The sequence below is a fragment of the Desulfatiferula olefinivorans genome, assembly GCF_054657895.1.
Genome location: NZ_BAAHXV010000018.1, coordinates 1 through 22,547, shown reverse-complemented (window position 1 = coordinate 22,547; position 22,547 = coordinate 1). Strand labels below are relative to the sequence as shown.

General features: G+C 59.5%; 16 protein-coding genes and 1 tRNA gene. 5 read left to right on the top strand and 12 right to left on the bottom strand.

What is annotated here, in order from left to right; genetic code table 11:
- Nucleotides 1-1,530 precede the first annotated feature (1,530 nt).
- The 11 genes from ACYQ11_RS13340 to ACYQ11_RS13290 form a co-directional block, all read right to left on the bottom strand.
- The gene (locus ACYQ11_RS13340) at nucleotides 1,531-3,018 is read right to left on the bottom strand and encodes a hypothetical protein (RefSeq protein ID WP_459924294.1); all 1,488 of its coding nucleotides are present in this window, start codon (nucleotides 3,016-3,018) and stop codon (nucleotides 1,531-1,533) included.
- A gap of 6 nt (nucleotides 3,019-3,024) precedes the next feature.
- Nucleotides 3,025-5,202 (bottom strand): hypothetical protein, encoded by a 2,178-nt coding sequence (locus ACYQ11_RS13335; protein ID WP_459924293.1) that lies wholly within the window; start codon nucleotides 5,200-5,202, stop codon nucleotides 3,025-3,027.
- 6 nt (nucleotides 5,203-5,208) lie between these two features.
- Entirely contained in the window at nucleotides 5,209-5,514 is a 306-nt protein-coding gene (locus ACYQ11_RS13330) for a hypothetical protein (protein WP_459924292.1), read from the bottom strand.
- A gap of 77 nt (nucleotides 5,515-5,591) precedes the next feature.
- Nucleotides 5,592-5,846 (bottom strand): hypothetical protein, encoded by a 255-nt coding sequence (locus ACYQ11_RS13325; RefSeq protein WP_459924291.1) that lies wholly within the window; start codon nucleotides 5,844-5,846, stop codon nucleotides 5,592-5,594.
- Entirely contained in the window at nucleotides 5,803-8,295 is a 2,493-nt protein-coding gene (locus tag ACYQ11_RS13320; protein WP_459924290.1) for a hypothetical protein, read from the bottom strand. Before ACYQ11_RS13320 ends, ACYQ11_RS13325 begins: the two co-directional genes overlap by 44 nt.
- 413 nt (nucleotides 8,296-8,708) lie before the next feature.
- On the bottom strand, nucleotides 8,709-8,876 hold the full coding sequence (locus tag ACYQ11_RS13315; RefSeq protein ID WP_459924289.1) for a hypothetical protein: 168 nt from the start codon (nucleotides 8,874-8,876) through the stop codon (nucleotides 8,709-8,711).
- An 18-nt stretch (nucleotides 8,877-8,894) separates the two neighbouring features.
- Nucleotides 8,895-9,266 carry a hypothetical protein gene (locus tag ACYQ11_RS13310; protein ID WP_459924288.1) on the bottom strand — a complete coding sequence of 124 codons (372 nt, stop codon included), beginning with the start codon at nucleotides 9,264-9,266 and terminating at the stop codon, nucleotides 8,895-8,897.
- Between the two features lie 292 nt (nucleotides 9,267-9,558).
- A complete protein-coding gene (locus ACYQ11_RS13305) occupies nucleotides 9,559-9,819 on the bottom strand; it encodes a hypothetical protein (protein ID WP_459924287.1) in 261 nt (86 codons plus the stop codon).
- 305 nt (nucleotides 9,820-10,124) lie between these two features.
- Nucleotides 10,125-10,277 carry a hypothetical protein gene (locus ACYQ11_RS13300; RefSeq protein ID WP_459924286.1) on the bottom strand — a complete coding sequence of 51 codons (153 nt, stop codon included), beginning with the start codon at nucleotides 10,275-10,277 and terminating at the stop codon, nucleotides 10,125-10,127.
- A gap of 361 nt (nucleotides 10,278-10,638) precedes the next feature.
- A complete protein-coding gene (locus tag ACYQ11_RS13295; RefSeq protein WP_459924285.1) occupies nucleotides 10,639-12,126 on the bottom strand; it encodes a hypothetical protein in 1,488 nt (495 codons plus the stop codon).
- 215 nt (nucleotides 12,127-12,341) lie between these two features.
- Nucleotides 12,342-12,477, bottom strand: a tRNA-Pro gene (locus ACYQ11_RS13290).
- A gap of 78 nt (nucleotides 12,478-12,555) precedes the next feature.
- Here ACYQ11_RS13290 and ACYQ11_RS13285 point away from each other — a divergent pair.
- The 5 genes from ACYQ11_RS13285 to ACYQ11_RS13265 all read left to right on the top strand — a co-directional run bounded on the left by ACYQ11_RS13285 (nucleotide 12,556) and on the right by ACYQ11_RS13265 (nucleotide 21,275).
- The gene (locus ACYQ11_RS13285) at nucleotides 12,556-17,754 is read left to right on the top strand and encodes a calcium-binding protein (protein ID WP_459924284.1); all 5,199 of its coding nucleotides are present in this window, start codon (nucleotides 12,556-12,558) and stop codon (nucleotides 17,752-17,754) included.
- 853 nt (nucleotides 17,755-18,607) lie between these two features.
- Nucleotides 18,608-19,000: a type II toxin-antitoxin system VapC family toxin gene (locus ACYQ11_RS13280; protein WP_459924283.1), complete on the top strand. Its 393-nt coding sequence runs from the start codon at nucleotides 18,608-18,610 to the stop codon at nucleotides 18,998-19,000.
- Nucleotides 19,001-19,219 (top strand): type II toxin-antitoxin system Phd/YefM family antitoxin, encoded by a 219-nt coding sequence (locus ACYQ11_RS13275; RefSeq protein WP_459924282.1) that lies wholly within the window; start codon nucleotides 19,001-19,003, stop codon nucleotides 19,217-19,219.
- Between the two features lie 512 nt (nucleotides 19,220-19,731).
- Nucleotides 19,732-20,436: a Crp/Fnr family transcriptional regulator gene (locus tag ACYQ11_RS13270; RefSeq protein ID WP_459924281.1), complete on the top strand. Its 705-nt coding sequence runs from the start codon at nucleotides 19,732-19,734 to the stop codon at nucleotides 20,434-20,436.
- Nucleotides 20,437-20,621: 185 nt separating this feature from the next.
- Nucleotides 20,622-21,275 carry a flavodoxin family protein gene (locus ACYQ11_RS13265; RefSeq protein WP_459924280.1) on the top strand — a complete coding sequence of 218 codons (654 nt, stop codon included), beginning with the start codon at nucleotides 20,622-20,624 and terminating at the stop codon, nucleotides 21,273-21,275.
- Nucleotides 21,276-22,334: 1,059 nt separating this feature from the next.
- Here ACYQ11_RS13265 and ACYQ11_RS13260 read toward each other — a convergent pair.
- Nucleotides 22,335-22,547: hypothetical protein (locus ACYQ11_RS13260; RefSeq protein ID WP_459924279.1), on the bottom strand; the 213-nt coding region annotated here is incomplete at its 5' end.

Genomic DNA, 22,547 nt, shown 5'->3' with positions numbered 1-22,547 from the left:
ATCGGCCGGCTGGAACCCCGGTCCAAGGTCATCCAGCCGCCTCCTGTCACCGTGGATCCGCCCGCCTTTGCCTTCCAGGCCCAGGGCAACACCGATGTGTCGCGGGTGCTGGGACGCTTGACCATCAAGGGCGGCGATCAGTTCGAAAACAAGGGGGACACCCTCATCGTCCACAACCAGACCGGCTCGTATGAACCGGCCCTCCTGACGTATCGGAAAACCCCGCGCATGGAGCAGGTCGGTGAAGACCAGAGCGGCAACCCCCTGTTCGAGCAGGCCAGTGAACAGGTCGGCGGCGGGGCAACGCAACTGATGTACGACACCTTTGTCAGCCTCGAAGGCATGGGGCTTCCCAGCGGCGTGGGCGTCGATACGGTGCCCTTCTTCGGCATCGAGCTCGAAGGCCTTGAAATGATCGAACTGCGCACCGCCGACGACGGGGCAGCCGATCATGGCGACACCGTCAGCGTGGCCATGGGCGAGGTCCACAGTTTCAGAAACGGCCGGGATGTGATCCGGGCCGCAGACACCACCGACGCCACGGCCCTGACCCTGATTCTCGGGGCCGGTGACGATGCGGTCGTACTCAAGCAGATCGGCGGACCTGTGACCGTCCTGGGCGGGGCAGGGGATGACACCGTGACCGTCAGCGACGAGGGCTCCCTGTCCGGTATTCTGGAACGCCTGGTCTTCGACGGAGACGCCCACATCGATGAAAGCCTGGTGCCCCTCACGGTCACCGAACACGCCCGCCGCCTGGGCATGAGCCTTGCCGACTATCTGGATCTTCTGGCCCATGTGCCCGACGCCTTTATTGACAGTGCGCCCGACGGCAGCCTGTCCTATGTGGATGCGGCCGGAAACACCATTCTTTACAGCCTGCCCGTTCTTGCCCCCGTGCTGTACGAGTCCGGGGCTGACCGTGACCTTTACGTGAACGCCGTGGTCATCGGTGCCGACGGGGCCCTGGTGGAGGATCTGGTCCATGAAATGGGCGTTCAGGAAACGGGTGTCCAGAAAACCGACGCCCAGGGCGCGGCCCTCTGGCTGAACGATCTGGGTGAAGAGACCGTCGTCGACACCGGCGTTCCCGTGATTGAAACCGATGCGGCCGGGGCTCCGGTCTATCTGGACGAAAATTTTGTCAGGACCTTCACCGATACGGGACGGCCCTCGTTTATCACCGATTTTGAATCGGCCGCAGCCCAGCTTCTTTACATCGACATCAACGGATACAAGACCCTGACGCCCACGGCGACGCCCTCGGTGATCCCGGCCAACCGCACCCAGACCCGGCCTTACATGGTGGCCGTGGACCGTCATGTGGACGTCCAGGGCCTTGGGGATGACCATCTGATCATTGACGGCAGCGCGGCCGCCCTTACCCTGGACGTGACTGTGGATGCAACGGAACTGGGCGCTGATGTCTACGACGCTTCCGGCGAATCCGTCTACGCGGTCACGGGCTTTGATCCCTACGATCCGTCAAACTGGGTCCGGGCCACCCGCTACGGCCTGCCCCTGTTCCATTCAGCGGCGGATATCCTCCATGCGGGTGAACCGGTGCTTGACGCCGCAGGCCAGCTCGTGGTCGACGGCGCGGGCCGGGTGGTGCTGAAAGATGAAAGCGATATCCGGGATGCCGCAGGCCAGCCGATCTACCACAGCGCAACGGATCCGGTTTACGTTCTTCGCACCGGTGCCGTCACCTTCTTCGGCGGTGAGACGAAGGTCGATCCGGCGACCGGTGAGCCCCTGGCCTACCGCGACACGCCCCAGGTCGATCCCTACACCGGCGACGTGTTTGTGGCCGGTGACCCCGTCATCGATCCGGTGACCGGCCTTGTGAAACGCGATGCCCTGGGCACCATTCTGCTGCACGAGGCCGGGGATCTTCTGGTTCACCGGAAAGGCGATATCGCCCTCCACATGAAGGACGAAGTGGTCCGTTACTACGGCGGTGAGCAGGTGTTCGACGAAGCGGGCCGGGCTGTTGTGAACGGCGACGGCAGCGCCTTTGTCCATCTGGCCGGGGAAGCCATGATCCACAGCCGCCGTGATCCGGTGATCGATGATGCCGGCAACCAGGCGGTCCACAACGCCGGTGATCCGATGTACTACTTCGGTGACGAGGCTGTTGTACTCGGTCAGCCCGTGGTGGACGCCGACGGCAACCTGACCTTTGACGAGGACGGTCATGTGGTTCTGTATACGGCGGACACCATCACCTCCGGCGGAAACGACGTCCTCCACGGCCGACGTGATCCGGTCTATGTGCTGACCGGGGCCGATCCCCACGATGAGGCGAGCTGGACCCAGGCGGTTCATGCCCAGGGTGATCTCGCATACTATTACGGGGACGAGGCGGTCCTCTATCGGGGCGGTGAGCCGGTCTGCCATACCACGACCGATCAGGCCAGGGTGTCCCGGGCCTTCATGGTCGTCAGCCTGGGCGCCGGGGATCTGACGGTTCGCCTGTACCATGACAACGTGGAACATGTGGAAATCCTCACCGGTTCCGGCGACGACACGGTGGACGTGATCACCACCCATGACGACCACGGAGCCACCCGGGGTCTCGTCATCGACACCGCCGAAGGCGAAGACACCGTTGACATCCGGGCCATGGACGTGCCCGTTTCGGTGGAAACCGGGGCCGGGGACGACCTGGTCCGGGCGGCCGAGCGCGAGATTGTCGGCGCGGGTGACGCGGAAGAACGTCTGGCCCGGCTCGACGCCATCGCCGCCCGCCTGGATGTCGACACCGGATCCGGCAACGATACCCTCGTTCTCGATGATTCGGGGGATGAAGACGACAATACCGGCGTTCTTTCCGGCACAGAACTGACCGGTTTCGACACGACGGCAGGCATCGGCTATCTGAATGTGGACGCCCTGTTCCTGATGATGGGTGAGGGCGGGGATGCCCTTTCCGTCATCGGCACGGCCGCAAACACACTGACCACCGTCACCGATGCCCAGGGCAACGACACCGTTACGGTGGGCGATGCAGCCCATACGCTTTCAGAGATGCTCTACAGCCTTGCCATCGACACCGGCACGGGGACCGACCACCTGATCATCGACAACCGGGCCCACAGCGGCGCCGATCAGATCGGCACCCTGACGGACCAGAGCCTGTCCGGCCTCGGCATGGGCGGCACCCTGTCCTATACCGGAATCGAAAGCCTGACCCTGATGCTGGGCCAGGCCGCCGACACCCTTTACGTGGCCCAGACCCCGGCCGCACCCACCCTGGTTCTGACCGGCGACGGGGACGACACGATCAACCTGAATCAAACCACCGGTGCCCTGGTTCTGGACGGCGGTGCGGGCAGCGACACCTTCCGGGTCAATGTTGACGAAATGGGCAATCAGACCTTTGAAAACGGCCTGGGCGACATCCTGACCCTCCGGGGTCGGGCGGGGGGCGACCACTATGTGATCGGTCTTTCCGGTGACGGCTCGGCCCTGATCGATGTGGACGACCAGTCGCCTCTCCTGGATGCCGGTGTGGATGCCATGGACGTCTACGGCACCGACGCGGCGGAAACCTTTTTGTTCCGCCCGGCCATGATCGCCACCGTGGCGGTGGATGACGAGGGCCATGCCCTGGCGTCCGGGGCCGTCGAGCGCATCAATTACACCGCAGACATCAACGGCACCATCAGGGTGTACGGCCGTGACGGGGATGACACCTTTGTCTTTGACGACAACAGCTCGTCCATGACGGTCTACGGGGACGACGGCGACGACGTGTTCCAGATCGGCCAGCTGTTCAAATCCCCACGGGATGAAAACGCGGGTCTTTCCGAAGACGACTGGTTCCCCACCATCCTGACCACCCGGGGCTATTTGAGCCGGGGCATCAGCTACCCCGTGAGCATTTACGGCGGTACGGGTAACGACGGGTTCACCGTGTACTGCAACATGGCCGAACTCCACCTGTACGGCGAAGAGGACGACGACACCTTCCGGGTCATGAGTTTCGTGGCCGTGGACCCCGATGATCCCATGGCTCCCTACACCAACATCAACGGCGGTCAGGGTGCGGATTTCATTTCCTATGTGGTCAATGCGCCGGTGCGCATCGATGGCGGGGACGGTCTGGACACCCTGACCATCATCGGCACCGAATACGGCGATGATTTCGTGATCACCGCCCAGGGCGTTTACGGCGCCGGGCGATTTATCGCCTACACCGGTGTGGAGGAGGTGGTCATCGACGCCATGGAGGGCAATGACACCTTCTTTGTGGCCAGTACCAGCGAGAACGTTCACACCGTGCTGGTGGGCGGCCGGGGCAGCGACACCTTCAACGTGGCCGGAGGCTCCGACGGTCAGCCCATTTCCGTGGTCAGCAACGATTACCAGGGTCACAGCGGGGTCATCGTTCACGATATCACCGCATCCGACATCTACCGGGGTGTAACCGTCATGGACGTGTCGGCCAATGTGGCGGACAACGACGAGGCCGGGGTTCGTGTCTATGCCTCTGCCGACCATCTGACCGTGTTCGAGGAGAACCTGACGGCGGGTGATCTCCGGACGGGCCTGGCCCTCACCGAATACTGGGTGGTTCTGACCCGGTCGCCCCTGGAAAGCGTGATCATCACCGCCGCCCCGGCCCTGCCCAGGGAATCCGAACAGCGGGCCGGTGGTCAGGGCGTTCTGCTCAGTACGGAAAGCAGTATCCAGGGCAGCGCCCAGGGCGTGGCCCTGCTGTTTGACCGGACCAACTGGTTCATTCCCCAGAAAATCATCGTCACGGCCGGTGACGATGTCCTGGCCGAAGGGGAACGCTGGATCCCCATCAGCCATACCTCGGCCCAGGGCGGCAACGCCGGTGACGGTGGCGAATACGACGGCGTGGGCATTCCGGCCATGGCCGTTCGGGTGATCGACGATGACGCCGCCGATGTTCTGGTGGTGGCCGATACCGACGGAAAGATTGTGGACGAGGCGGGCAACATCGCCACTCTGGAACATGTGGATTATCAGGTGGTGCTGACCCGTGCGCCCCGGGGAGATGTGACGGTCCGTCTTGGTTACGGCTCGCAGATCGCCCTGTTCAATGGGGCCGGCGATGCCATCCGTCAGCTGACCTTCACGGCGGCCGACTGGAACGTTCCCCAGACCGTCCGGGTTGCGGGTGTGGATGACAACACGGTGGAGGGCCTGCATCACGCCACCATCACCCATACCCTTTCAAGTGACCTTGACCTGTATTTCAACCTGACCACGGACGATGTGGTCCAGGGCCTCGCCGCCGCCGTCAACGCCGACTACTCCGGCAGCTATTCGGCCACGGCATCGGCCGGCACCCTGACGGTTCAGGGCCCCGAAGACGGCATGGCCGCCCTGTCCTTCGATATCGGCCACGCCTCCACGGGCAATGCGGCCATCAGTCTGCTGTCCGAGGTATCCCGAACCCGTCTTCAGGTGGTGCTGACCGGGGCCGTGGCCGCCGGTGAAACCTGGACCCTTTCCGTGGGTGGTCATGACTTCGACCATACCGCGATGCGGGCATCGGATTTGAGCCTCGACGGCATGGCTTCAGCCCTTGCCGCCGCCATCAATGCCGACGGCACCTACCGTGCCCAGGTCTCCGGCTCGGTGATCGTGATCCGCGGTCCTTCCGGTTCCCTGGAAACGTCCGCCTTCGCCATCAGCCATCCCGCCGTCACCGGTACCATCACCCCCGTCACTGCCGAGACCCACTGGTCCCGATTGATCATCACGCTGTCCGGAACGCCCCAGATGGGCGAAACCTGGACCCTGTCTTTGTCCGGAACCGATTTTTCATTCATCGTTCCCGATGCCTCGACCACGCTGGACCAGACCATGGCCGGACTGATCTCCGCCATCAACGGCCATGCGGATCATGACTACATCGCCGTGCCCGACACCGACACCCCCTACACCTTCAGCATCCGTGGCGCGGGCTACGATCTGTTCGACGCCGCCTTCGGTGCCGACGGTCAGGCTGATTTCCTGGGTGACCGGGTGACGGTGGCCACCTACGACTTCGGCGGAGACGTCCATCTGGCCGAGGTCTGGTCCCTGACCGCAGGCGGGACGACCTACCGTTACACGGCGGGCGACACCCATGAAAATACGGTTATCGGACCCTTGGACATCACCCTGTCCGACGACGACACCCCGAACGTTCTGGTCCTCGATGCCGACGACACCATTCATGTGACGGAAAAAACCGACGTGGTGGTCATGGGCCAGGGCCAGGTGACCCAGGGCGGGCAGGACGTGACGAGCTTCACGGCGGATTTCGGTCTCTCGGTGGTGGCGGAAACCGATTACAACAATTCGATCTACTACGCCCAGAACATCGATTACTCCGGCTGGAGCCTGAACGGCAACACGGACATCAGCGAGGCCACGGCGCTGCCCCATATCACCATCACGGGCACCGGCGACGGCAGTTCGGATTTTTACGCCTTCACCATCAGCCGGCCCGGCACCCGGGTGATCGTCGATGTGGATTACGGCTATGAAGGCGGGGCGGACGAGACGGTCTGGCTTTCCCTGCTCAGGCTCTACGATGAATCGGGCCGGGAACTGTCCCTGGATGTGGCCGGTGACAGTCTGATCTACAGCCATACCGCAGGCGAAGGCGGCAGCAGCACCGATTACGACGCTTACCTGGTCAAGATCTTCAATACGCCCGGCACCTATTACCTGGAGCTGGCCAGCGACAACCGTGACGGGCTTCACGAGGGATGGCGCGGGATCACCGGACTGCCCGAAGGCGTGACCTACCGTCTCCAGGTGTCCATCGAGGACCATGCGGTCAGCGACTTCACCTTCACGGCCCGGCCGGTGCTGGAAATCGAAGGCGGGGCGGGCTACGTCCAGAACATCGACAGCAGCGCCGACTGGTACACCTTCTACAACCCGGACGTTATCACCCGGGATGCGGAAGGAAACATCAATTTCATCACGCCCTACACGATGATCCAGGGCAGCGGCGATTTTACCTGGGACAGCTACGCCTTCACCGTCAGTGATGCCATGCTGGTGCGGCACAACGCGTCGCGAATCGACTATGCGCCCGGTGTGAACGAGGAGGATACCGGCCCCTATTATCTGTCCGCATCGCTGACCCTGGAGGGTTCCGTCAGCGCGGGGGATGTCTGGACCCTGACCCTGGACGGCACGGATTTTGTTCACACGTACGACGTCAACGACACCCTGGAGACCGTGGCTGCGTCTCTGGCAGGGCTGGTGGACGGCACGTTGAGCTATGAAGCCACTTCCGCCGGGCCTGTGCTGACCGTGTCCGATTACCGGGGATTCCGATTTGACGGGCTGACTCACCATGTCGCCCGGGCCGCCGTGGTGACCCGGACCCTTTCCTCCTCCGTCACACCGGTTCATTTTTCCGAGGCCCGAATCGCGTTGTCCGGCACGGTGGCCAACGCTGAAACCTGGACGCTCACCGTGAATGGCCTGGCGGCCTTCACAACCACCACAGACGCCGATGACCTTTCCGCCGTGGCCGGACGTCTGGCCGCCGCCGTGACCACGGTGACCGGTCTTGTGGCCACGGCCAACGGCACAGCCATCGATATCGAGGGTGCGGCTCCGGGGTTCACCGTGTCCTTCGCCGTCTCGGGAACCCGTCCCGCCGGTCTGGCCGTGATCAGCGGCCGGGTGGTCACCCCGGCAGATCTTGCCGTGACCGAAGCCGATATCACCTTCGGCGGCACGGTCAAGACGGACGAAACCTGGATCATCACCCTCAACAATACCGATGTGTTCGACCATACGGTCGGGGCAGGTGAAAGCCTGACCGATGTCCGGAATGCTCTGCGCACGGCGATTCATGCCCATTCGGATTACACGGCCGTCTCCATCGGATCCCTGATCCGGGTGACCGCCGAAGACGGCTCGGCCTTTACCGTGACCCTGTCCATCGACGCCCATGCCGACGGCGAGTCTACCGTCAGCGCCGACCGGATGTCTCAGGACGAGATTCTGCTCACCGGCCCCGTGGCCGTGGGAGAAACCTGGACCGTGACGCTCGACGGCACGGCGCATGACCATCCGGTGGGTGCGACGGACGATCTGGGCGATGTGGCCGATGCCCTGGCCGCAGATCTGGGCGCAGTGGATCATTTCGATGCCACGGTTGTGGTCGATGACCAGGGGACGGCCGATCCTGACGACGACATCTATACTCTTATTGTCACCAACGATCTGGGCGCCGTCTTTGACCTGGCTGTGACGATCACTTACACCAGCGCGGGCGACATGACCGCCGATGCCCTGCCGCAATGGACCCGGACCCTTGAACTTTCCGGCACCCCGGCTGACGGTGAAACCTGGCGGATCAGCCTTGATACCGGTTCGGATACCTATGATTACGATTATATCGTTCCTGGGGGCGGTTCGACGGCCCAGGCTGCCGCCGACGCCCTGATTGCCGACATCAACACCGCCAACGCCACGACCGGTTTTTCCGCCATCCGGACGTCGGCGGACGGCGCAGCGCCGGTGACCCTTGACATCAGCCGGACCCAGGCGGCGGCCTTCATCACGGCCTTTACCATTGAGGCTCAGACCGGTGACGGCGCAGGGACCCCGGGCGACCTGACCGCCTCCCGTACCGTCACCCTTACCGGATCGGCCCGTGAAGGCGAGACCTGGCGACTCGGGCTGGATACCGGAACAGACGCCTATGATTACGATTATCCGGTCCCGGTGGGCGGATCGACGACCCAGGACGCCGCAGATGCCCTGATCGCCGACATCAACGCCGCCACCGCCGGCACGGGATTCTCCGCCGTGCGGACGTCGGCCGACGGCGTATTACCGGTGACGCTCACCATCAGACGGGCCGCTGGAGCCGACTTCACCCTGACCCCTGCGGTCCTCTACACCACCGCAGGCGACATGGACACCGACGACCAGGAACTCTTCCGGGGCAGCGTTTTGCTTGAGGGGACACCCGACACCGGAGAGATCTGGACCCTTACCGTCAATGACGGCACCGTTGACCATACCGTGTCCGTCACCGTGGGGGCCACCGTGACCATCGATGCCGTTGCCGATGCCCTGGCTGCGGCCTTCCCGGGACGTGTTCCCGCTGATTTCACCATTGACGTGGAAGATTCCGGCGACAGCCGGACCCTCTGGGTCAGTCGCAATGTGGCCGATGCCTTCACCCTGGGATTTGCCGTCACCCCCGTGACGCTCGGGACCCTGACTCCCGTGGTCACGCCTGCGGCCGCCTGGACCCAGGCCATCGCCCTCGAAAATGCCGAACCCTCGGTTTCCGGTACCTGGAGCGTGGCCACAAGCGACACGGTCCGGGATAGCAGCTACACCATCGATGACAGCTGGACGCCCCGCACCGACGCCGCCGAATATTTTTACGCAAGGATCAACTCCGCCGCCTATCCGGGCTACAGCGCGGTGTACAACAGCAATGTTATCCACGCCAACGGCTTCACCGTCAGCAGCACCTCAGACGAGGTCTATACCCTGGTGCTGCTGTATAACGGTGCCTCCGTCTACAACCAGACCCACACCCCGGGGTCAGTGGATCTGTCCATCAATTTCATGACTCTGGCAGCCCTGGATAACCTCGAAGAGGGCGACACCCTGGTTCTCCAGCTGAACCGTTACCGGTACACCAGCGCAGCATCCGACACGACCCTGGCCCACATCGCCGCAGGGCTTGCCCAGACCGGCGGACTCTACGACATTCCGGACCAGTTCAACCCCCAGGTCTCCGGCGACAGCCTGATCCTTTCCCAGACGTCCGGCGAGGTCATTGACATCCGTTCGGTGACCCATGCGTTCACCTGGGTTGAAACCGATCTGACCGGGACGACCCTGGATCTCCGAACCCATTACAAGACCGACGGCGATGGCCGGGTGGTCATCGAGGTCATCTCGAACGTGGTGGACAGCGAGGACAATATTCCGGCAGACGAGACCTGGACCCTGGTCCTGGACGACAACACGGCCGTGGACGGTGACGAGATCTACACCTACACCACCGAGGGCAGGCGTGTCATCGAGGTGGCCCGGGGCTTTGAATCCCTGTTCGCGGGAAGCGCCGATTACACCGTGGACGCCCGGAGCCAGTCCGGCAGCGCCTACCTGCGGATTCTGTCCTCGCCCAAGCCCACCGTCACCGTGGACCTGCTCCAGGGCGACGGCGCGGTCAAAGGCTCGTTCGATATCGACGACGGCGGGGTGCTGACCGGGAGTCTGCCGGTCATGGTGATGGCGTCCTCGAACCTGTTCATGCCCTACACCATCATCCAGGTCTCCTACGTGATGCATCCCACCCTCCGCCTGCTTGACAGCGCCGGGACGGTGCTGGCCGACTGGCGCCTCAACACCTTCCCCAATGACGCGGGCAGCGTGAGCCCCTTCGACCCCCTGCTCGAATACGATTTCGACACGGCGGACACCTACCGGATCGAGGTGGGCTTTTACGTGGACTTCAATACCGAAGCCCATGGATCCTATCTGTCCGGGGCGTACAGTTATGTGCCTCTGGGTCTGCTTCCGGGCATGACCGCACCGGTCATCGCCGATTACACCATGGGGGTTTTCCCGGGCCAGTCCTATCAGCTGAACGTGTCCGTCCAGCGCCATCCGGTGTCATCCACCGCCGTGGACCTCCTGGGCAAAACGCTGACGATTACCGAGGGCACCGGCACGGGAACGACCGTTTCGATCACCGGCTATGACGACCGGACGAACATCTACACGGTCGATCAGGCCATCACGGTGGATGAAACCAGCCGCTTTTCCATCACCTACGCCATCGCCGATGAGTACAGCGATTACGAGACCGTGGCCGCCGAGGTTCTGACCGATTCCTACCGTATCGTCCTCACCCGGGCCCCCGCCCTTGGCGAGGAGGTTTACATCGACGTCATGCCGATTCCGACCCGCACCTACAACGCCGACGAGGCCTACAACGCCGATGCGAATTACGGTGAAAACGAGGCGGTCCAGGTCAGCGTCAGGACCCCCCGGCTTGAAATCGACCTGTCGGGAACCGTGACGGCCGGGGACACCTGGGCGCTGCTGATCGACGATCATCTCTACGCCCACACGGTTCAGCCCGACGACCTGACCGCTGCCGATCCGCTTCGTGCCGTGGCCGATCAGCTGGCCGGTCTGGTTACCGGCGGCGGATTCGACGTCACCGTGTCCACGCTTGAAGACAGGGTGCTGATGGTGGTGACCAGCGGTGTGGGCTCCTTCACGGCCCGGTATGCGCCTGAGACCCCGGCCGCGGGCAGTCTGACCCTGAGGCCCCAGATCGTGTTCAACGCAGGCAACTGGAACGTGCCCCAGATCATCCCCGTCACGGCCATCGACGATGACCTCATTGACGGCGGCGACGTGAAGGTCTTCCCGGCCCTGGGTGAAACCCTGGATACCATCCGTGGTCCCCTGACCATCGACGGCGGCATCGTGGCCCGTGAAGATCTTTTCATGGACAACCCCTTCACCCTTCCCGGCGAAAGCAACTGGCCCCTGGCAGACGGCTACCTGATGGGCAGCGGGTCCGTGACCATCGACGGGGTGACCCATGCCACGCTGACCGACACGAACGCCACCCATTACGACCCCGTGACCAAGACCCAGGACGTTCCCGGCTTCGATCCGCGCATGAACGATCCGGACGCCATCTATGAATTCACCCTGATCAACGGTGAGGGACGGGGCGCGGTGCTCGAGGTGCTGGGCGTGGATCCTTCCGACCCCTTTACCGTGATTTTCAAGATCTCCTGGGAAGAGGCCCTCGCGCCGCTCTATGACGAGGCTCTGGCCGATGATCCGACCCTGTCCTGGGACGTATTCTTCGCCTCGCTGACCGGATCCTTCACCACCACCCGGACCGTGCTTCTGACCACGCCGGCCCTGGACAACGAGACCTGGACCCTGTCCCTTGACGATGCAGGCGGCGTCGTGACATCGACCCATCAGGTCACCGCCGGACAGACCCTGCCGGAGGTCGCCCAGGCCCTGTCGGACGGCCTGACCGTCTCCGGTGATTATACCGTCACCGTCGAGGGGACGACCCTCACCGTGGTCAACACGGCGGGCGATGATTTCAATCTGACGCTGACCCATGCCAATGCGGCCGAACCTTCTGAACCCGGCGCCGACACGTTGCAGGTCCTGCTGACCGGTGCCGCGTCCGACGCGACGACCTGGACCGTCCGGCTGACCGAAGACGGGGCGACCGGCGTCGATTACAATTACACGCCTCTTGCCGGCGACACCCTTGACGAGGTGGCCGCCGCCCTGTCATCGCGTATCGATGATACGGCCGGGTATGTGTCCGCCGCAGACGGTACCGGATTTACCGTGACCCGTCTGGACGGCGGAACCTTCACCCTGACGCTGACCGCAGGCACCGGCTCCGTGGCCCAGGCGTCCCAGGCCTGTGCCCTTTCCGTCACCGGCGAGGCCATCGTCTCCGAGACCTGGATCACCAGCCTGTCCACGGAGACCGTAACCGCGTCCCATACCGTCCAGGCGGGTGAGGCTCTGAGCGATGTGGTCAGCGCCCTTTACGCGCCCCTCATGTCCGTGGACGGTTACCGGGTGACCATGGACGGCAACCGGATCACCCTGGAAAGCGTCACCGGCGAGTCGGTTACGATGGTTCTCACCCAGGCGCATACGGGTTTTGCCGATGTGGTTCATTATGACGTGAACGCGTCCGGCCATGATCTGAATTTCGATACGATGAACCTGACTCCTGCCGAAGACGACATCTGGACTCTGACCATAGATACCGCATTCCAGGTGTACACGGTGCGCCAGGGCGACACCCTGGCCGACATCACCCGGGCCCTGGAGGCGGAACTTGACGCCGTTTCCGGATACACCGCCGTGACCGTGGGCGACACCCTCCGGGTGGTCCGCCCGGACGGCACCGCCTTTACCCTGTCCCTTGTGAACACGGGCGGTGTGGTCGGTGCGGTCAACACCTACTTCTACGCACCGGTGAACCCCAATGTGCGGGTCGATGAAACGGTCCAGGTGGATGTGCTTAACGTCTTCAACACCAACAGTCCCGCCGACGGCGAGGCCATTCTCACCGAAAGCCGCCTCTACGGCCTGTCCATGGGCGGCGACCGGGTGATCGGCGGCCGGCTGATGCACGGCGGCATTACCTACGGCAACCTGGAGGAACTCACCCTTGCCCTGGGCAGCGGCAACGACACCCTGGTCATTGATTCCACCCACCGGGGCCTGACCACGGTCAACACCTCCGCCGGAAACGACCGGGTTCTGGTCGACGCCCTCTACGGCTACACCGTCATCGATACAGGGGCGGGCAACGATGAGGTGATCGCCGGATACGCCAACCACTACACGGACCAGATGGCCGCCCGACTGACCGTGCTGACCGGCGAGGGCGACGACCGCCTGACCGTGGATGACCGGAATGACGACACCGACAACACCCTCACGGTGACCGAAGACACCGTCACCGGCCTGGGCATGGAAAAGGCCCCCGAAATGCAGACCATTTACGTCCAGGGCGGGTCCGGCTCCTACGTGCTTTCCGTGGAAGGCTATGGCATGGAAACCGGTCTTAAGGACAGCGAACGGATCACCCGGTCCTTCGGCTTCGGCCTGATCCGTCTGGATTACGGCATGAGCGCGGACACCCTTTCCATGCATTTGAACGACTTCTTCGGATCCACCGGCATCACCGTGACCCGTGAAGGCATCAACTATCACACCTACACCGTCACCTTCGGCGGCGACCTGAGCGGCACGGACATCGCCCCCATGCGCCATGTGGAAGGCCATCTCTCCCCGGCCGAGGATCTTCAGCCCCTGGACGCCGATTCCACGGCGCGAATCAGGACCGCGACCATCGCAGACGGCGCAACGGCAACGGTTCATGGCACCCAGACCTTCCTCGCCGTGGATGGGACCATGGGATCATACCGCCTGCACATCCGGGGCATCGACGGTGACGGCACCCAGGATTTCTGGACGGCGTTCATCGATGCGGGTGCCGATGCAGAGACCCTTGAAGCGGCATTGAGCGCGGTGCTGAACCCCAACAACACGAATCCCGGCCTGCCCCACACCGACAACGTCCGGGTGATCGAGGCCGGTTCCGGTTTCCTGATTCTTTTCCGGGGTGAACACGAAAACGCGACCATCGATTTCATCGACACCGCCGGCGGCTTTGACGGCGTGATCCGCATGGATACCGATCAATACGGCATTCGCTACGCGGGCGTGGAAGACCTTTCCGTTCTTCTGGGCAGCGGTGATGATCAGGTTGCCGTCCAAGGCACCTCGGCCCGCACCGTCATCGAGGCAGGCGAGGGCAACGAAGGCTTCACCGTGGGCCGTAACGGAAGCCTTTCCGATATTCTCGGGGATCTGACCCTTCACGCCGGGCCTGGCAGCCACGCCCTGTGGATGTCCGATGAACACAGTGAGGTCGGGGACGGTGAGGCCCTGCTGACCGAAGACACCCTGTCGGGCATGAGCACAGGCACCATCCGCTTTGATGCCGTTTCCGGGGATTTCATGGGGGGCATCCATTTCAGTGCCGGGAGCGCCGATGACACCATGACCGTTCGTGGCATCCTGCCCGGCGAATGGGTGATCATCGACCTGGGCGCGGGCGATGACAGTCTGACCTTCGAGGCCGCGGACGGGTCTGAAAACGGCCGTGCCGTGGTGTTCGGCGGTGCGGGTGATGATACGATCATAACCGCGGCGGACGGTCTGTGGGCCGATGACCTGGTGCTGTTCGGCGACGGGGGCCGGATCATTCACGGCGACCGTGTCCTGCCTCTGGGCCGTGACATGGCGGTGCCGGTGGTTCGCGCAGACAACATCACAGCCTTCGAAACCCTGGGACTGACCGGCGGATCGGACATGCTGACCGGCGGGTCCGGATCGGATCTCCTCTTCGGCGGGTCAGGCCAAGACCGGCTTCACGGCGGTCCGGGCGATGATCTTCTGATCGGCGGAACCGGCGACGATCATCTGACGGGCGGTGACGGTGACGACACGCTGCTGGGCGATGAGGCCCTCGTTCTGATCGATAACAGCGGCGATGCCCGTCCGGCCTTGATAGACGGTGACGGCGGAAATGATCGCCTGGTGGGCGACACCGGCGACGACACGATGATGGGGCAGGGCGGTGACGATGCTCTTGCCGGCGGTACGGGCGCAGACATGCTGTTCGGTGACCATGGCCGGATTGTTCAGACCCCGGACGGTACCCTGACTCTGGAAGCCGTAAACGGAGCGGATCAGGGCCACGACACGCTGACGGGCGGCGCGGGCGCAGACATTCTGTTCGGCGGCGCGGGCGATGACCGTCTTTCCAGCGATGACGGCGACGATATCCTGATCGGTGATCTGGGGCGGGTGATCCGGACGCTCGCGAACGGTTCGGATGCGGACATCCTTGCATCAGGATCCATCGGCGGACGGGACGTGCTGGACGGCGGGGCAGGCCATGACATCCTGTTCGGCGGCCCTGCTGCGGACCGGCTCGACGGCGGCGCCGGAAACAATGTCCTTGCCGGTGACAACGGACGCGTCCAGTCCCTGGACGGCGCGGATCATCTGACCGCCACGGTGGAAACAGCCGATGGCAACGATACGCTGATCGGCCGTGATGGGCCGGATATCCTTGCGGGCGGCGGCGGTGATGACCATATCACGGGACAGAACGGCGACGATGTGCTGATCGGCGATGCCGGAGTCGTGGAACGCCTGGCGGGCGTGGTTCTCTCGGCCCGGACCGACCAGCCCGGCGAGGGCGGTTCGGACACTCTTCTCGGCGGTGAGGGTGACAATCTTCTGCTCGGCGGTGCGGGGTCCGATGCCATCGAAACCGGCACCGGCACCGATGCCTCAGCCGGCGATGAGGGGCAGGCCCGGTTCGACGATACAGGTCTTCTGGTGATGTTCACAACCTGTGATTCCGATGACCCCGGCGGGGACGACCATATCCTCGATCTGGGCGGCGCCGGTCTGATCATGGGCGGTCCGGGTGACGACATCCTGACGGCCTTTTCCTTCGACGGTTTCATGGTCGGCGATCAGGGCACCTTCACCCGTCTGGACGGCCAGCCCGTTCTTATCACCTGCACGGCCGCTGTCGGCGGAAACGACATCCTGACCGTTGAAAGCGGCAATCCCCTGATGCTGGGCGGCGGCGGGTCGGATATCCTTACGGGCGGGCCAGGGCGGTCCATCATGCTGGGCGATGGCGGGCTGATTCGTCTGAACCGGAATGACGGTTTGGCCTCCGTCCAAACCCTGGGCTCCGATACCGATGATGACGACCAGCTGTTCGGCGGGGACGGCAACGATGTGATTCTGGGCGGTTCCGGTTCAGACAGGATCTCCGGCGGCGAGGGTGATGACTGGATCGTCGGTGACGGGGCAGCGATTCTTTTCCGGGCCGACGGCGGCCTTGCCGGTGTCGAGAGCCTGGATCAGGCCGGAAACGGTTCGGATCATCTGGCCGGTGAGGGCGGCGATGACCTTCTGGTCGGCGGATCGGGCGATGATCAGCTTTCCGGCGGCGACGGCGCGGACATTCTGTTCGGCGATCATGCCCGGGGCGAAGCCGGTCCGGGACTCTGGCCGGTCATCACCCGTATCGAGTCGTCACAGATGCTGATCGGCGGCAGGGATACCCTGACCGGCGGGTCGGGTCATGATGTGTTGGTCGGCGGCGCCGGTGACGATACCTTGTGGGGTGACACGGGCGAAGACCAGCTTTTCGGTGATGACGCCGGGCTGGAAACGACCGTTGACGCTCTCTTCACCGTTATGGACGATACCGATGCTTCCGGCCACGATAGCCTGTCAGGCGGTGAGGGTAACGACCGAATGTTCGGCGGTGGCGGCGATGACCGCATCAGCGGGGATGTCGGCGACAATCAGATCTCAGGGGGCAGAGGCAACGATCATGTGACCGGCGGGCTCGGTAACGACCGCATCGACGGGGGTGAGGGTGACGATCTTCTGTTCGGCCTCGATGGCGACGATACGTTTATCGGCAGCACGGGCCGAGATGTGCTCGACGGCGGTGCGGGCCGGGATGAGGTTCTGTGCCTTGTGGACGGCAACCGTGTGATCGATGTGGAGGTTCTCAAAGACAGCGCGGGCAACGAACTGCTGCCCGATCCGGCTCTGCTCTACGCGATCCGCGAAGCCGCAATGAACGTTGAACCCTTTGCACCGGGTCTCCCGGCGCCTGCGGAACCTTTATTCCAGTCGTCAGCCGAGGCGGGCACGACCTCTGATCGCCTCCGACTCGTCCCGACGCCGGCCGCAGCGCCTATGACCGTGACAGCCCAGCGTCCGGTTGCGGAACAGCCGATCGCAGAACCGGTCCGTCCCCAACCCAAACAAACCCCCGAGACCCCGGCCGCTGAGGAACCCGAGGCCGTTAAACCCATGCGGGTTTTCACACTCGACGACCAGGCCATGGAAGACCTGAACCAGTTGATCGAGGATTTCAGCATCGATCAGTCCGACGAACCCTCGATCTTCAACCTCTGGCTCCGCCAGTGGCTGGAAGACAGCCTGGGCACCATGACCGACGAAGAATACCAGGCCCTGCTCCAGTGGCTCGTCCAGCAACGCCAGGACACCCTGGACCAGCCCGAAAAAACCAAAAAAGAAAAAACCAAAGAGCACGTCGACACCTACCTCCGCGACATGCTCCTCAAAAAATCCAAACCCTGATCCACCCGCCTCCGGCGCCCCTGCCGGGAGCCCGCCCATCGTACAACAACAATGACCACGCATCCGCCCTATCCGTCCACCATGTCCACACTGTCCACCCCGTCCGTGTATGAAACGCTTGACACCCAAAAACCGCCTCACCACGGATTACACGGATTTACGCAGATTACCTCAACCCCGCCACCGCCCCGCAAAACGACCGCCTGTCGTAGGGTGGGCTGTGCCCACCAACCCGGCCCTCATCCTTATTAAATTCAACACCCTCCGCAGAATGATTCACCACGGAGACACGGAGATCACAGAGAAAATACGGACAAAGCCATCCACAGATGACACAGATTTACGCAGATTACCCCAAACCCCACCACCACCCCGCAAAAACGACGGCCCATCGTAGGTCGGGTTGAGGAACGAAACCCGACAAATGCCTGTCATCCTTATAAAATATCCCACCGGCCTCAGAACAAATACCATTGGTTTCCTCCCTGATAATTCACCACAGACGTAGGGGCGGCTCGCGGCTGCCCTGAAACGATGGAAAATGGAAAGAAAAAATGCCATTGCCTCCGGCGCCCCTGCCGGGAGCCCGCCTTTTGAAAAGGCGGACAAACGGTTTTTTGGGCCTCTCACAAAGCCACCGAGGCACAGAGAAAAACAGACAGCCACCGGGCAAAGCCCGTGAAATCTCGTCGTGAATCTCAACAAAAAAAAATCCTTGCATCACACAGGCAAAAACAAATGAGAAAAACACGGCGCACCCTCACAGCTGACCACCGGTGTTCTATCTTCATAATTGACAATAAGTGGTTGCTGTTGTACAATTGTCCATAAATATTAATAATAAGGTTAGTTTATGGATATTGTGATTGATACTTCGGCATTAATTGCTGTTATTGTTGATGCATCAGAGCGAAATACAATTATAAATTTAACAGCTGGTAATACTTTAATAGGACCAGGCTCCATTCCCTGGGAGATAGGCAATGCATTTTCTGCCATGTTCAAACGCCAACGCATTACCTTGGATGCAGCACAAAAAGGTTTGTCGATTTTTGAAAGCATTCCATTGAGGTACATCAAACCGGATTTCGTCAATTCTGTAACTATTTCTAAACAAACCAACATGTATGCTTACGATGCATATTTCATAGATTGTGCAATCAGGCAAAAAGCTCCACTGCTTACATTGGATAAAAAACTTCAAGCCGCTGCACAAAGTTTAAATGTTCAAATTATAGGTGTTTAAATGAGAGTATATACATATTCAGAAGCCCGGCAAAAACTTGCGATTGTTCTTGAACAAGCTGAAAATACAGGAAAAGTTTTGATCCGCAGAAAGGATGGGAGAACTTTCGCTCTAATTCCGGAAAAGATAGTCGCATCCCCCCTAGACGTTCCTACCATTAAAGCGAATATTTCATCTGATGAAATAGTTGATATTATTCGTGATGGAAGAGAAAGATAGAACAACTGCATGCATGGGGATTGCTTCCGCTGTACTCCAGCAACCCCTGTGCATACGTTATAAAGCCCCTCTATAAACCGGGATTCCGACGTTATAAAGTCAAACGCCTTTCCCACCTTGCCCTGTTTTTAAAGACGTTTGGCTTCGATTGCCCGAATCCCATATGAATAAACCACGCTTGACGAACCGTTGACGTGTCCAATGTATTATTTCGTAAAGCCAGCAGGTTATCTGTTTACAAAGCCAATGACCAATGCTATGAATTATTGAATTTGTTCCGGTTTTATAAAGTGTTTTGTCTTTCTAATAACTTGTTATGTGGCTTGAGGTCACCATGAAAAAAATCAAGGATACCTGAGAATTTTTGATATCATGAAGACTTAAAGATAATGCAAGAATACTTGAATTTATGTGCTTGATTTGTATCAGCTACTACAGACAATCCTTTTTCTGTACAATATTGTTTGAATAAATCGGAGCATTATTGAAAACATTTTATATTGAGAGGGAAAATGGCCTGCCTTTGTGAACAGATCGCTGGTGATGACATTGAATTGTCTCCGACATGCATCGGACAACTTTGGATCTTCCAAAATCTTGACTCGGAAGAAGTTGAAGCTCTGAGCCATGAAGCGATAAGGAAAAAATCGAATAAAGGAGAATCCCTTTTTTTGCAGGGTGATTCTGCTGATGAGATGTTTCTGATTAAAGGTGGTCGCATTAAACTCTCCAAAGTTCATGAAGATGGCACAGAATTAACTCTTGATATTCGCAAAGCTGGAGATTTCGTCGGCGAAAATATGTTTTCTGATGAAGGCGAATATCCGGTAAGCGCTTACTGCCTCGAAGACACACTGACATGTGGGTTTAGCCGAAAGCAATTTGAAGAACTCATTTTGAAACACCCCAAAATCGGTCTGCAGGTAATAAAAAACCTGAGCGAAAGGGTCAATTGGTTGACAAGCCGTGTCGGTAGTTTGGCGGTTACAAATATTGAAGACCGGTTGTTCCGGGTTCTTAAAAATGTAGCAGAAGAGCATGGGACCATAAGTTCAAAAGGCACCATTATCCAATTCCCCTTAACACACGAAGATCTTAGCTTCTTGACCGGAGCACACCGGGTTAGCATTACACGTGCCATGAAAGCCTTGAAAGAAACCGGTAAGATTATTCATGAAGGCAAGAGACTCATCCTACCCTCGCAGAAGTTAGCATAATCATCATTCAATTTTTTCAACCCTTTGAAAAGTACAATCTGGTGCTTTTCATATAGGCAAGATTTCTTCATGTGTGTGTACCTCTTATCCCCCATCTAAATTTTTCTTGTTTCCTGTAACAGTTGCTACATACAGCTTGATAAAAATTGAGTATAGTGCCTGAAAAATCAAGAAAGGAGAAAATCATGAAACCTCAAGTAATTGGAGTCTCAGGCAGTCCGATCAAAAACAGCAACACAGACCGTTTGGTCCAGGCTGTACTTGGAGGCAGCGGTCTAAAATCAGAGTTTATCAAACTCAGTAAAATCAATGTACGCCCATGCATTGCCTGCCTTGGATGCAAAAAGGACAACATCTGCAAGCCCAAGGACGATTTTCAGGAACTGGCCGAGAAAGTCCGTCACGCCAGTGCTGTTGTAGTCGGCGGATATTCACCCTACGGTGCGATAGATGGATTTACCAAGGCATTTCTGGAACGGCTGTTTTCACTTCGGCACCAAAACGGTCTAAACAGAGGCAAGATGGCAGTTGTCGTGACCACCGGCATTGGTCGCGGTGCCCCGGGCTTAGAGGAAGCAAGCAACCAGATCGCCCATGCTTTAACTCTCGAAGGAATGGAGGTGCTGGACCAACTAAAGGTAACCGGCAATCCCGAATGCATGGTGTGCGGATTTGGTGAAACCTGTCCGATGAGTGCTCTACCGTGGATTTTCGGGGACGATACCAAGGTAACACCCGAAAAATTCTGTAAAGTGGAAGACCAGACGGAAATCTGGGAACGAGCCAAAGTGTTGGGTCAGGAAATCAGTGCTCGGATTCAAAAGCAAGCGATGATGTAACTCCATCCAAAAAGAGACATAATCCGGGATGCGCTTTCAGAGCTGGCGCACCCTTAATTCTGACCAGCACTGGAGAGGAGGTGATCCCTATGCCGAAATGCGGAATTTGTGGCGGAGACGCCCCAAAACAGCCGTGCATCACAGAGGATGGAAAATGTGATCTCTGTGGCCGAAAAGTTGTTCTGGAAGAGGAGCAAAAGAAAGAAAAGAAAGATTGACGCCAACGATTCTATATTGCGAGCACCTGATTATCACTATTTTGAAATCCAGGTGCTCTTTTTTATTCCCCTAATTTTCCAAACTGTCTTGAATCAACCTTAATTATCCTATGCATAAGTTTCAAAGGTCCAATAAAAGTTGACAATACCGGAACAATGTTGTTTTTTATTAAAAAATTATAGAGAAGGAAATTATTGCAAAGGAAGCGGCATATTGAAAATGCCACATAACAAAAAAATCCAGCGGACGCAAAAAGCCGCGCCGCTGATTTTAACGTTGGCAGTCGGACGGACATCTGGAAAAAAGTAGAATATTGATTTGCTCTTTCAAAAAGAAATGATGTAAACAATTCGGGCAAGGCCATTTTCCTGTCCAGCGGCTTTTCAAATTCACCCGCTGTCTCGTTCAGGGTGGCCCAACCGCTCAATCCTTGTGGCGGTTTCCGACTCCTTCATTCTCAGGGCGGCCCGCACGTTCAAATGCTTTCACGGCTTTGATCACCGCCTTGTTCTGATTGTTCTTTGTCACACCTGGCATATTGTTTCCACGTTCCCCGGCAGTGGGTTCATCACATACTGTTCCCCATCCATTCGTCACCGTGAATCAATCTGCCAACAATTGCTTCCACCGGACCGGGCTACAGCTTGTCCCTTTTGGAAGTCTTTAGTTTTTCAACCTTTTTCGCCCATCTGCCCGGTGTCTCAATTCGCCGCCCGGCCGGTGAAGCACACGTTATTTTATTCCTGCATTTGAAAGATAAGTGATTTCATGGTCGGCAACGTAATCGTAACCAAGAACGTCATCACACAATTGAATGCTTGATTTTGCTCTTTTGAAGCGCTAATTCAAAGAAGAAAAGAAATGGCTCATCCGGGTGGTTCGTTGTATCGAACGCTTTCGGGCCTTCATCCCGCTGTTTCGTTCAGGGCGGCTCGCCTGTCCGGCAGTCATTTCAAGCTTGAAACGTAATGCCATTACCGGCATTTCAAAAAGTGACAACACACTGTAATCATAAAATAACAAGCGGGTGCAGGTGACGCTTTCCGCGTTGCT